Source organism: Streptococcus hyointestinalis (genome assembly GCF_011039275.1).
Taxonomy (GTDB): domain Bacteria; phylum Bacillota; class Bacilli; order Lactobacillales; family Streptococcaceae; genus Streptococcus; species Streptococcus hyointestinalis_A.
Genome location: NZ_JAAKGB010000001.1, coordinates 769191 through 782631 on the forward strand (window position 1 = coordinate 769191; position 13441 = coordinate 782631).

General features: G+C 43.6%; 1 protein-coding gene, 12 pseudogenes and 1 riboswitch. Of the genes and pseudogenes, 12 read left to right on the forward strand and 1 reads right to left on the reverse strand.

Annotation, left to right across the window (positions count from 1 at the left end; translation table 11 throughout):
* Positions 1 to 50 precede the first annotated feature (50 nt).
* The 6 pseudogenes from G5B60_RS03735 (at position 51) to G5B60_RS03760 (ending at position 7393) form a co-directional block, all read left to right on the forward strand.
* A pseudogene (locus G5B60_RS03735) lies at positions 51 to 1880 on the forward strand (ABC transporter ATP-binding protein).
* A gap of 52 nt (positions 1881 to 1932) precedes the next feature.
* A pseudogene (locus G5B60_RS03740) lies at positions 1933 to 3684 on the forward strand (ABC transporter ATP-binding protein).
* A 106-nt stretch (positions 3685 to 3790) separates the two neighbouring features.
* Positions 3791 to 4345, forward strand: a pseudogene (locus G5B60_RS03745) (GNAT family N-acetyltransferase).
* Positions 4338 to 5621, forward strand: a pseudogene (gene spxR / locus G5B60_RS03750) (CBS-HotDog domain-containing transcription factor SpxR). The pseudogenes G5B60_RS03745 and spxR overlap by 8 nt, the downstream one beginning before the upstream one ends.
* Positions 5622 to 5681: 60 nt before the next feature.
* Positions 5682 to 6506, forward strand: a pseudogene (locus G5B60_RS03755) (methionyl aminopeptidase).
* A 2-nt stretch (positions 6507 to 6508) separates the two neighbouring features.
* A pseudogene (locus tag G5B60_RS03760) lies at positions 6509 to 7393 on the forward strand (YihY/virulence factor BrkB family protein).
* Between the two features lie 85 nt (positions 7394 to 7478).
* On the opposite strand, the pseudogene G5B60_RS03765 reads toward G5B60_RS03760, so the two are convergent.
* Positions 7479 to 7928, reverse strand: a pseudogene (locus tag G5B60_RS03765) (GtrA family protein).
* Positions 7929 to 8004: 76 nt separating this feature from the next.
* A riboswitch (PreQ1 riboswitch) is annotated at positions 8005 to 8109 on the forward strand.
* Between G5B60_RS03765 and G5B60_RS03770 the strand changes: the two are divergent.
* The 6 genes and pseudogenes from G5B60_RS03770 to atpF all read left to right on the forward strand — a co-directional run bounded on the left by G5B60_RS03770 (position 8107) and on the right by atpF (position 13414).
* Positions 8107 to 8616: pseudogene (locus G5B60_RS03770) on the forward strand (QueT transporter family protein). (Overlaps the previous riboswitch by 3 nt.)
* Before the next feature lie 111 nt (positions 8617 to 8727).
* Positions 8728 to 10686, forward strand: a pseudogene (gene ligA / locus G5B60_RS03775) (NAD-dependent DNA ligase LigA).
* Between the two features lie 22 nt (positions 10687 to 10708).
* The gene (locus G5B60_RS03780) at positions 10709 to 11722 is read left to right on the forward strand and encodes a diacylglycerol kinase family lipid kinase (RefSeq protein WP_164682729.1); all 1014 of its coding nucleotides are present in this window, start codon (positions 10709 to 10711) and stop codon (positions 11720 to 11722) included.
* A 230-nt stretch (positions 11723 to 11952) separates the two neighbouring features.
* Positions 11953 to 12153: pseudogene (locus tag G5B60_RS03785) on the forward strand (F0F1 ATP synthase subunit C).
* Positions 12154 to 12184: 31 nt separating this feature from the next.
* Positions 12185 to 12898: pseudogene (atpB, locus tag G5B60_RS03790) on the forward strand (F0F1 ATP synthase subunit A).
* Positions 12899 to 12916: 18 nt separating this feature from the next.
* Positions 12917 to 13414 (forward strand): annotated as a pseudogene (atpF, locus tag G5B60_RS03795) (F0F1 ATP synthase subunit B).
* Positions 13415 to 13441 lie beyond the last annotated feature (27 nt).

Genomic DNA, 13441 nt, shown 5'->3' on the forward strand with positions numbered 1-13441 from the left:
GTTATCCGAAAGATTCTGGAAAATTTAGAAATAGAGGAGTAGAGTAAGCGATGCTAAAAGTTTTCAAACGCTTGACAGTCAAAGAAAGGCTGATGATGCTACTGAGTGTAGAGTATGTATGTGTCGAAGTCTGGGCAAACTTAAAAGTGCCCGACCACATGTCTCGTATCACAAAGTAACTGCAAAATAGTGGTACAAAAGGAGCGGATGTGATGGGTCCAGGTTGGAAGATGACTGGATTTTCACTATTAGGATTTGCCTCAGCGGTTGTTGTAGGCTTTATTGCGGCACGTGTTGCGGCTAGTTTCACAACACGTTTGCGAGAGGATATTTTCAAGCGAGTTATGGGTTACTCAGATGCTGAGATTAAAAACTTTAGGAGCCCAAGTCTCTTGACACGTACGACCAAAGACCTCACCCAAATTCAAAAGTAAATGATCATGGGGCTACAAGTGGGCATCATGGGACCTATCAAGGCAATCTGGGCATTGACCAAGATTTGGGATAAGAGCTCTAGCTGGACAATGGCATTAGGTGTAGCGATTGTCGTTGTTGTCATCATGCTAGCAATTCTTTTTATCCTAGCCGTTCCAAAACAAAGTAAGGTACAAGTCCTTATTGATAAGCTCAACTCTACAACACGTGAAACCCTAACAGGTATCCGAGTGGTGCGTGTTTACAATGCCGAGGAATATCAAGACGATAAGGACAATGAGGTCAATAACAACATCACTCGCCTAAACCTTTTTGTTTACCTCTTGAAGGCTTTGATGAATCCTTTCATGACAGCAGTTTCATCAGGTTTGACCATGGCAGGATACTGGATTGGGGCTTACCTGATCAATGATGTCAAGCTGTCAGAGTTGCCGCAAAAAGCACTAGCGAAAGGTTTTTATGCGACAGAGTTTGCTGCTAGCATGAAAGATCGTGTTGCTGTCTTTTCAGACAAGGTTGTATTAACAAGTAACGCCCTGCAAGTGGGCATGGGCTTTATGATGATGGCGATTGTATTAATGAGTTTGCCACGTGCCCTCGAGTCTGCACGTCGTATCAATGAAGAGTATGCTTTAGAGTCTTCAATTAACTTTAAAGAGGAAACAGGCAAAACACCTGATACAACAGGTGAAGTTGAGTTTCAGGATGTATCTTTCCGTTACTCAAAAACATCTCGTGATGTCATTGAGCATGTGAATTTCACCGCTAAAAGAGGCGCAACGGTAGCCTTAATCGGCTTAACTGGTTCTGGTAAACCCATTTTGACTAGCCTCATCCCACGTATTAACGAAGCGCCTGGTGGTTACAGCAAGGTAGACGGTGTCAAACTCAAACACAATTCTGAAAAAGACTTGAACGATAAGATTGGCTTTATTCCACAAAAGGCTGTACTCTACAGTGGAACCATCCGCTCAAACATGAACTTTGGGGAAAGCACCCAAACACCGCTTTCTGACGAAGCGATTTGGGAAGCACTCGAGTTGGCGCAAGCAAAAGACTTTGTAGAAGGCAAGGAAAAGGGTCTCGACATAGAGGTAGCCCGAGGCGGAACCAACTTCTCAGGTGGGCAACGTCAACGTCTAGCCATCGCACGTGCGCTTGCTCGAAAGCCAGAAGTGCTCCTCTTAGATGACTCTTTCTCTGCCCTAGACTATAAGACGGACAAGAAATAGCGTCATGATTTGCATGAAAAACTAGCAGATACGACAAAACTTATCGTCGCCCAACGTATCTCAACCATCATGGAGGCGGATCAAATTCTTGTACTCGATAAGGGTGTTGTTGTCGGACAAGGCACGCACAAAGAATTGCTGGCAAACAATTCCGTTTATCAAGAAATTGCTTATTCTCAATTGTCTAAGGAGGAATTAGGAAATGGGAAATAAAGAAAAAACCTTTCTAAGCAAGCGTCTCCTACCTTAAACGAAAGGCTTCCGTCTGCCATTTATCTTGGCGCTGATTTGTGCGGTGATTTCAAGTTGGGTTACCGTCATTGGTCCAGATATTATTAGCGACATTGCAAATACCATCTCAGACGCTCTCAAAAACGCTTCGCAAATTTCCGTTTATCTAAAAGCGGGCAATATCAAAGAAGCTATGGGTGTCAACGCAGATGTTGATACTGCCAAGGTCGCTAAGTTGGCGTGGCAACAGGTTGTACTCTACAGCGTTGGGGCATTAGTATCTTACTACCAACAACACACCTTCACAACGATTATCCAAAAATTCTCAAATCGTACGCGTAAGGCTATCGCAGAGAAAATCAATCGTGTGCCACTGGCTTACTTTGCCTCACACACGCAAGGGGATACCCTTTCTCGAGTTACCAACGACGGTGAGATCATGGCGCAATCTCTCCAACAAAGTTTGGGAACGATTTTCTCAAGTTCCATTCTCTTGATTGCAGCGAATATCATGATGAAAAAGACCAACGGACGGTTAGCCGCTGTGGCGATTCTTTCTGTACTCACCGGTATTATCAGCACGATGGTTATCAGCGCAAGTTCTCAATCGCTCTTTAAGCGTCAGCAAAAGAACCTTTCGAACGTCTCAGGATATGTTGAGGAAACCTACTCAGGACATAACGTTGTCAAGTCTTATTCTGCGACAGAGGAGGTCAAAGAGCAGTTCAAGAACTTAAACAATGCCCTCTATAAGAGTATGTGGCAATCACAGTTCTTCTCAGGGAGCATGAAGCCTTTGATGTAGTTTATCGGCAACTTCGGCTACGTTATGGTCTGCGTCTTTGGTGCTATCAGGATGACTGATGGCAATGTCAGCATGGGAACCATCGTTGCCTTCATGATTTATGTGCGTATCTTCTCACAACCATTGTCACAATTAGCGCAAGCCTTTGGTCAATTGCAACAAGCGAGCGCAGGTATGAATCGTGTTTTTGAAATCCTAGAAGAAGACGAAATGGGAGAGGAAAGCAATAAAACAAAACAACTTGACATCATCAAAGGAGACGTAGCCTTTGAGCATGTCCATTTTGGTTACTCAAAAGATAAGACAATTATCCATGACTTCTCAGCGCATGCTAAAGCTGGGCAAAAAATCGCCATTGTCGGACCGCCTGGTGCTGGTAAGACAACGCTGGTTAATCTCCTAATGCGCTTCTACGAAGTGGATAGTGGGACTATCAGTATTGACGGGGTTAAAGTCCATGACATGAAACGTGAAGAAGTTCACGACGCCTTTTCTTTGGTGCTTCAGGACATTAGGTTGTATGAATGAACTATCAAGGAGAACTTGATTAACAATCAAAAAGGTATCACTGATGAGCAGGTGGAAGCTGCTGCAAAAGCTGTCGGTGTTCACCACTTCATCAAGACATTTCCCAACGGCTACGACAGAGGCCTAGATGACAGCCTGACCTTGGCTGTTGGTCAAAAGCAATTGTTAACTATTGCTCGAGCTCTCTTAAAAGACGCACCGCTTCTTAGCCTTGACGAGGCGACAGCATCTGTAGATACCCGTACCGAAGAGCTCATCCAAAAAGCGATGGATAAGCTGATGGGAGGACGCACTTCATTTGATATCGCTCACCGTCATTCAACCATTAAAAACGCTGATTTGATTCTAGTGATGAAAGATGGTAATATCATCGAGCAAGGAAACCACGACGGGCTTATGGCACAAAACGGCTACTACGCAGACCTTTACAATTCTCAATTTGAAGAAAATTAAAGAAAAGCCCGAGTTGCTCGGGCTATTTGCAGTTTTCTAGACATACTACGTGTCTTGACTCATAGCAGGGTTAGGCAAATTTTCTTTGCAGTGATATAATAGCTTTATGAACATTTGGACACGATTAGCGCAGTTTGCGACTTTTGAGACGGAGCGTTTAATCTTGCGCCCGTTTGCATTTACAGAGGAGATGGATTTTTGGGAGATGATCAAAAGACCAAGTAATCTTCGCTTTATTGTTCCAAGTCCTAAAACCAAAGAAGAAAGGACAGCTATGATGGTCGAGTAGTTTATGCGCTCACCTCTAGGTGTCTGGGCGATTGAGCTCAAAGACAGGCAGCAGATGACTGGTGCCATTCGCTTTGAAAAGCTGGATGATCACGAGGGGACTTGTGAGATCGGCTATTTTCTAAAAGAGAGCGAGTGGGGCAGTGGCTATATGACAGAAGCGCTGAAAAATCTTGTATTACTGGCTTTTTATGAGTTGAAGCTTAGGCATTTGACGATTGTCACGCACGAGGGAAATAAAGCCAGTCAACGAGTGGCTCAAAAAGCAGGTTTCACGTTCTTGCGAGATTACAAAGGAAGCGACCGCTATACGCATCAGATGCGTTTTTACACCGAGTATGGTCTAAGTAGGAGGGAATATCGCTATGAGTAAGCATCAGGACATATTAGATTATCTTGAAAATCTGGCTATTGGCAATCGTGTCAGTGTTCGTAGCATTTCCAATCATTTGCATGTCAGCGAAGGCACGGCATATCGTGCTATAAAAGAGGCTGAAAAGCGAGGTATCGTTGAGACCAAGCCTCGAAGTGGTACGGTGCGGATTGCCCAAGCCAACAAGGTACAGATTGAAACGCAGACCTATTCAGAGATTGCTAGAATCAGTGACTCAGAGGTGCTGGCAGGCGAGGCTGGGCTGAGTCAAGAGGTTAGCAAGTTTTCGATTGGGGCTATGACACGTGGAAATATCGGACGCTATTAGGTGCGTGGTGGCGTGTTGATTGTCGGAGGCAGGGAGAATATCCAGCTCCTCGCCCTTGAAAAACACAATGCCATATTAGTCACTGGAGGCTTTGGGGTGTCACAGCGTGTGAAACGAACAGCAGACAGCCTAGGCATTCCTTTCATGGTGACCCACTACGACATCTTTACAGTGGCTACTATGATAAACCACGCTCTTTCTGATGTGCGGATTAAGATCGACTTAAAAACGGTCAATCAAGTCTATCAGTCAAAGCACGACCATGGCTATCAGACCACGACCAACATCATCAAAGACTTTAACCAACAGGTCAAACAAACCAAGCATGTGCGTGTTCCAGTGGTGGATAGTGACAATCATGTCGTGGGTGTCATCAGTGTGCAAGACACAGTCAGAAAGCCCAATGACACTCAGATAGAGCTTGTCATGTCAAAAGACGTCAGCACGGCAAAACCCCATAAGAGGCTTGCTAACATCAGCCAAAAGATGAGTTTTGAAGACCTCAACATGCTACCAGTCAGCACGGATGACAAGTAGTTGTTGGGTGAGATTACACGGCGTCAAGCCATGGGAAATCTCCCTAACACCCAGCCACGTGGGGTCTACACTGTGAGTGATCAGAATATCACCAATCTCCAGTATGATCACGGCGAATACTGCCTGATTGTGGAGCCTTCTTAGGTAGACAGCTCAGGCAATATCGCACAAGGAGTATTGGTGGAAGCACTTCACGCCAGCACCAATCGGCAATTAACCAAAAAAAGCCCTAAAAGTATCATCGTTGAAGAGCTGTCCATTCATTTCTTGCAGGTGGCACAGATTGATGATATTTTGCGGATACGCCCAAAAGTAATTAGCGAAAAAAGGCGCAGCGCTTTACTAGATTTTGATATTTGTTTAGATGACCAACAGATTGCAAAAGCAAAGGTCACATCTCAGATAAACTAAAAACGAAGATTAAAAGGAGACACAAAGATTACATTAAAATCAAAACGCGAAATAGAAGCTATGGACCGTGCTGGTGATTTTCTAGCCAGCATTCATACTGGACTGAGAGACTTGATTAAGCCAGGGCTTGATATGTGGGAAGTCGAAGAGTATGTCCGTAGACGCTGTAAAGAGGCAAAAGTCCTACCTCTTCAAATCGGTGTTGACGACGCTATCATGGACTATCCATAAGCGCCTTGCAGTGGGTTAAATGATGAAGTGGCACACGCTTTTCCACGCCAATATATCCTAAAAGATGGCGACCTTCTCAAAGTGGATATGGTGCTTAGTGAGCCTCTTGAAAAGTCTGTCGTAGACGTGTCTAAGCTTGATTATGAAAATGTTGCGCAAGTCAAAAAATACACCCAAAGCTACACGGGTGGTCTAGCGGACGCTTGCTGGGCTTACGCTGTTGGTAATGCTTCACAAGAAGTTAAAGACCTCATGGATGTCATTCGTGAAGCGCTCTATATCGGTAGCGAAAAAGCTGTCGTTGGCAATCGTATCGGTGATATTGGTGCAGCAATTCAAGAGTACGCTGAAAGCCGTGGTTACGGAGTGGTGCGTGAATTAGTGGGACATGGCGATGGACCAACCATGCACGAGGAGCCAAAAGTACCTCACTACGGACGAGCTGGACGTGGTTTACGGTTACGTGGGGGCATGGTGCTTACCATTGAGCCTATGATTAACACAGGCACTTGGGAAATTGACATAGATATGGGAACAGGTTGGGCGCACAAGACGCTAGACGGCGGGCTATCTTTCCCAAACGAACATCAATTTGTCAGCACGAAAGATGGACCTTTTATTTTAATCAGCCAAGGCGCAGAAAGAACTTACTAATCATGGCTAAAAAGTTAGTTGTTGAAAAGTTGATGGATAAGCTCAATGATCCTCCTTTGCAAGTTTATCTCAAACATTATCAAAGTGCGGAGATGGATTTATCAGCGATTGCAGTGGCTTATTACCTGCAGCTAACCGCTTTTCCGCTGGTGGTAATTGCTGCCCAAATTGTTCCCTATCTCAATATTGACATCACTGACTTCTTGAGTTTTTTAAAAGATAATCTTCCCAAGAATGTCTACCAACCAGCCTCATCTTTTATTGTCAGTATTTTTTCAAACCCTTCAAAGAGTATCTTGGGAGTAGCGACGGTGACTTCTCTTTGGCCCATGTCCAAAAGTCTGACCTCCCTGCAAAAAGCCATGAATAAAGCCTACGGAGTCACTCAGCACCGTGACTTTGTGATTGGAAGATTAGTCGGGCTAGCCATGAGTCTCTTGCTCTTTTTCATGCTGATCTTTGTCTTGATTATTTCAACCTTCTCAAAGCCCTTAATCATGTTGATAGTCAATCGCTATGACATGTGGGACCTCTTGACGACGCTTTTGTTGAATTAATCACAGCCAGTGACAGCACTGACGATTTTTCTAGGCAAGCTAACCCTTTACTTGTTCCTGCCAAAAGTCCGTATCAAACGTTTGCGCTATTTGCTGCCGGGGACGATTATGGTGACCGTTGTCATGGTTTTCTTTAGTAAATTAGTCAGTAATTACGTGTTAAATCGTATCGAGCGCTTGGTGGATATCAAGATTTTTGGGTCGATTGTCATCTTCATCTTGATGGTTTGGTTTATTTTCTTAGCCTATCTCATTATTTTTGGTGCTATTTTAAATGCCACTTATCAAGAGCTGCACGAATGTCTTGCTGAAAGCAGAAAAGGCGATTAGGTCTCCATTCTTCAAAGCCGCTCAAAAAGTGAAAAAGAACATATAGATAAAGAACATTAAAACCAGCTTAGATGAAAGCTGGTATTTAGTTGGCGGTATTTTTAAAGACAAAGACTTTACTAAAGACATAGTTGAGAAGGAGAAACAAGACTTGAGAAAAGAGCATCTCAATCAGAATAACCAAGAGATAGTCATTGTTGACAAATTTCCCGATGAGACTTGGAGAGCGTGTCACAAGGAGATAATCTCAGGCAATATCAATCAAAGCAGTGGCTAATCTGGCTAGGACAAACTTACCAAGGCGATAGAGCCAGCCCTTACGTTCTTGGCGAAAGACGATGGTGTCGTTGGTGATAAAGGCAAAAAGTACCGAGATGATATTTGCTATCGTCGCAGATAGCCCCGCATCGATAGCAAAAGCAGACAGCAAAAGACGAGGGACCATGTAGACCAGTGTCGTCAACCCACCAAAGATAAGGTATAAGATGCCTTCACTTTGCAAGAGCTTTTTAGAGAATGTTATCAATAGTTTCATGTTTTTATTATACCACAAAAGAGCAGCAAAAGAGACTTAAAGAAAGATTAAATAAACCTTGGCAATGGCTTTTATTTATGATAGAATAGACAAGTTGTTAGAACAGCCTTAGGTGCTTCACTTCTTACGCCAAGCATATTACAAACCTTAGTAGAACAAAGTGTTAAAGGAGACACTCATGAAAACTTTTACTGTAAACGACTTTTCTCAGATAGCCATCGTCGCTGCGCTTTATGTGGTTTTAACCATCACACCACCGCTCAATGCTAACTCTTACGGAGCATATCAGTTTCGTGTAGCTGAAATGCTGAACTTTTTAGCCTTTTACAACCGCAAGTAAATCATCAGCCTGACCATTGGTTGTACGATTGCTAACTTCTTTAGTTTTGGCTTGATTGATGTGGTTGTTGGAAGTCATTCAACCTAGGTCTTTGTTAGCCTTGGCGTATGGTTGTATGAGCGCTACATGAACGAGCGTATTCTCGGTGGCCTATTTAACAAAGCCTTTTTCTTCTTTGCTATCTTCTTTTCAGCCTCTATGGTGACTGTAGCTGCTGAGTTGGCGATTGTTGCTGACGCATCATTTTGGCTGATTAGGTTGACAACGGCTCTTGGAGAGTTAGCCTCTCTTCTTGTTGGTGCTATTTTTATTGACCGCATTGCAAAGAGAATTGATTATACAAAATAAACAAAGAGAGCATTCATTGCTCTTTTTATGAAGTTATGAAAAGAGAGAAAAACTTGGCAAAAGCTAGCAAAAATCCCACAGAAAATGGCAGTATTATGGTAAAATAGGACCATGTTAAATCGAAAGAACGAACTCGAAACACTTCTTAATCGTTAAGCAAAGGAGTACTATACCGAGGAAAATCCCAGTGTATCTGATAGTGAGTATGACAAGTTCTATAGAGAGTTAGTGGAGCATGAAAAAGCGCACCCTGATGACATCTTTCCCGATAGTCCGACTCATCGAGTGGGTGGTCTAGTCCTGTCAAACTATGAAAAATACACACATGCCTATCCTCTTTATTCCTTGCAGGATGCTTTTTCACGTGAGGAGCTTCTTGATTATGACCGCAGGGTAAAAGAGCGCTTTCCTACCTCTCGTTAAGTGGCTGAGCAGAAGATTGATGGTTTGTCGGAGTCTGTGACTTATCGTGATGGCGACTTGCAGGTTGGCGCCATTCGTGGTGATGGAACGATTGGTGAGAACATTGCGGAGAACTAGAAGCGTATCAAGGATATTCCTTAGGTGCTGGATGAGCCACTAGATATTACAGTGCGTGGGGAGTGCTATCAGCCAAAGGCTTCTTTTGATAAGATTAACCAAGAGCGTCAAGCAAATGGTGAGCCTGAGTTTGCCAACCCAAGAAACGCAGCTGCAGGAACCTAGAGACAACTGGATACAGCCGTTGTAGCTGAGCGCAATCTTGCGACTTTTCTTTACCAAGAGGTGAGTCCAAGCCATCATCAAACCCAAGAAGATGTCTTGCAGTCACTTGCTAAAGACGGCTATTCAGTCAATCACCACTATATGGTGACGTCTTCCATGGAGGCGATTTGGTAGTTTATCGAAGAAATTGCTAGCCAGCGTGAGCAGCTATCTTATGATATTGATGGGATTGTTGTCAAGGTAGATGACCTTGCTATGCAAGAAGATCTTGGCGACACTGTCAAAGCACCTCGCTGGGCGATTGCTTATAAAGTTCCTGCTGAGGAGAAAGAAGCGGAAACCTTGAGCGTTGATTGGACGGTAGGACGTACTGGCGTTGTGACACCAACGGCGAACTAGACGCCTGTTCAGCTGGCAGGGACAACGGTGAGCCTTGCAACGCTTCACAATGTCGACCACATCACTGAAAAGGACATCCGCATAGGCGATATCGTTAATGTCTATAAAGCTGGTGACATCATTCCTGCTGTTTTGCGTGTCGTTGAGCAAAAGCGCAAAGAGCAGAATCCTATGGACATCCCTAGTCAGTGTCCGTCCAGTGGGAGCGATTAGATTCATTTTGAGGACGAAGTGGCACTACGTTGTACCAACCCTATCAGCCCAAGCCAAATCAAAGAGCGTCTCGCTCATTTTGCTAGTCGAGACGCCATGAATATCACAGGCTTTGGTCCTTCTCAGGTTGAAAAGCTTTACGCTGCGCACCTGGTGCGTGAAGTGGCGGACATATACAAACTGACATTTGATGAGTTTATGACCCTTGAGGGGATCAAGGAAAAATCTGCTACCAAGCTGGTATCTGCAATTCAAGCTTCTAAAGACAATTCGGCAGAACGCTTGCTATTTGGACTCGGTAGCAGACATGTCGGCAGCAAAGTCTCTCGTCAGCTTTTAGAGACTTTTCACATCTTAGATGAGTTGAGTAAGGCTTCTTTTGAGGAAACCGCTCAGATAGAAGGGCTTGGTGAGGTGATTGCAAGTTCTATTACCAGCTATTTTGAAAAAGCTGAAGTGCATGAGCTTATGGCAGAGCTAGCGTCTTACGGTGTTAATATGACCTTTTTAGGGCAGGTCGCAAGCAGTAGCGCTAGCCTATCTGGCCTGACCATTGTCTTGACAGGAAAGCTAGAGCAGAAGACTCGAAGCGCAGCTCAGGAAAAGTTGCAGATCTTGGGCGCTAAAGTGACAGGCAGTGTAGCGAAAAAGACCGATATCGTCGTAGCAGGTAGCGACGCTGGCAGCAAGTTTGCTAAAGCGCAGGAGCTAGGCAAAGAAGTCCGGGATGAAAATTGTCTTAGAAGTTTATAGACCTTAGAAAGAAGAGTGTGCTATGCATAAACAATTAAAAGCACGTTTGATATACAATCCGACAGCAGGTCAAGAGTGGATGAAGCGCCATGTCGGAGGAGTGTTAGATATTCTAGAGGGATTTGGTTATGAAATCTCGGCTATTCAGACGACATCAGAGAAAAATTCAGCTCGCAATGAAGCTGAACGTGCCGCAAAAGCTGGCTGTGACTTAGTCATTGCAGCAGGAGGCGATGGGCCCATCAACGAAGTCGAAAACGGCATTGCTCCACTCAAGCACCGTCCTAAAATGGCGAATATCCCAACAGGGACAACCAACGACTTTTCAATGGCTTTAAAGATTCCACGGGGAAACCCTGTCGCTGCTGCCCAAGTCAGCGGCAAAAACCAAATGGTCAAAATGGACATTTGTCGAGCCAGAAACGACACCTACTTAATCAATATTGCAGCAGCTGGGTCATTGACCGAGCTGACTTACAGCGTGCCTAGCCAGTTAAAAACGACTTTTGGTTACCTTGCTTACCTGGCTAAGGGAGCGGAGCTTCTTCCTCAAGTCAGAAAGGTTCCTTTGAAGATTACACACGATGAATGTGTCTGTGACGGAGGAGCCTCCATGATCTTTGCGGCTATCACAAACTCTGTCGGCGGTATTGAGCAAATCGCATCAGACGCTAAGCTAGATGATGGTTTGTTGATCCTTATCATCGTCAAAACAGCCAATCTCCTACAACTCTTGAGCATGATTCGCTTGCTCCTTTCAGGCAATCACATCTATGATAAGCGTATCGAGTATATCAAGATCAGCAAGATTGTCATTGAGCCTCAGTCTGACAAGTGCATGATGATTAACCTAGACGGTGCGTATGGTGGAGACGCCCCTATCACCCTAACTAATCTGAAAAATCACATCACCTTTTTCGCAGATACCGATGAGAATTCAGATGAGGCGCTTCTTCCTGACCCAGAGGACTTGGCAATGGAGGCAATCGCCCAAAAGTTTGCAAATGAAGTAGAGGATTTGGAAAAACAATCTTAGATAACAAACAGCATTATGAGAAAATGCTGTTATTTTTGTACTTGTTAAAGATTATTGTAGAGCAAAAATCCGATAGAACTTAGTCAAACGAGAGAACAAAGTCCAGTAATGGTGAAAAAAGGTAAGTCATTTTAATGAAAACGTCATCAAAACTAACTCTTTTCATTGACATCAGACTTAAATGGGTCTAAAATAAACAGAGTAAAATTAATAAAAAGGAGAATTCTTTCATGAAATTAGCTATTTTAGCACTTGGTTTCGCCGTAATGGGCGTGTCTATCGGTGAAGGTATCTAGGTTGCCCAAATCGCCCAAGCCTCAGCACGTCAACCAGAAATGTTTGGTAAGTTGCAAACATTGAAGTTCACAGGTGTTGCCTTTATTGAAGGGACTATCTTCGTTCTCTTTGCCTTTACATTCTTGGTAAAATAGCCGTAGAGTAAGAAAGAAGGAGGGATGAGGATTGGGAACAACTATTGACCCAACCGTATCTTTTTTAGGCATTGAGTTTGATATGCCCATCCTTTCCCTGTCTCTCTTGACTGTTACGATTATTTTTTTCTAGGTCTTCTGGGCTAGTCGCAGGCTGATACTAAAACCAAAAGGCAATCAAAATGTGCATGAGTTCCTCTATGAAATGGTAAACAGCACCATCTCACAGAAATTAGGGAACTACACAAAAAACTACAGCCTTATGAAGTTTGTCATCTTTACCTTCGTATTAGTGGCAAAAAACTTGGGTCTTCCGACAAAGTTAGAAGTTAACGGTAATAATTAGTGGATGGGTGAAACAGAAAATTATGGTGAGACGTTCACCCTTTCACTTTTTATTACTATTATCTTTCACGTTGAAGGTGTACGCAAAAAAGGAGTATCAGGATATCTAAAGGGCTTTTTAGAGCCTTATCCAGCAATGCTGCCGAAGAACCTCTTAGAGGAAGTGACTAATCTTGCCTCACTTGCTCTACGTTTGTTTGGTAACATATACTCAGGTGCTGTGGTAACCTCACTTATCTTACAGCTCGCTCACTTATCTATTTTTACTGGTCCTATTGCTTTTGTGCATAATATGGTTTGGGTTGCTTTTTCAGTCTTTATCGGCTTCATTCAAGCTTATGTCTTTATCATTTTGAGCTCAAGCCACATCGGTAAAAAAGTTAACGGTGAAGGTGAATAAGGATAGAAGATGAGAAATATGTCAATACTAATCAAAAGTACAACGCTTGGTAATATCATTATCACTACAGGCTCTGTGATTCTTTTACTTGTTTTCATTCGATTGTTTTCTTGGGATAAAATCACAGGTATCTATGAACAACTTGCAGATAAGATTGCAACAGATATTGACACAGCAGAATCAGCACGTAAGGAAGCAGAAGACTTAGCAGCTAAGCGTCAAGCAGAACAAGAGAGCGCCAAAGGCGCAGCTCGTCAAATTATCGAAACATCTCAGGAAACCGGAAATACAAAAAGTAATCAAATCATCGCAGAATCTCGAACAGAATCTAGTCGACTAAAAGATACGGCTAAGCAGGACATCGAACAAAGTAAAACAGAGGCGCTCACGAGTGTCAAAGGAGACGTCGCTGACCTTACTATCTAGCTAGCTGAAAAAGTAATGACAACACAATTAGATCAAAAAGCACAAAGTGATATGCTTGACAGCTATCTCAAACATCTCGGAGATGCCTAATGGACAAAAAAACAGAGGCTCTCGTTG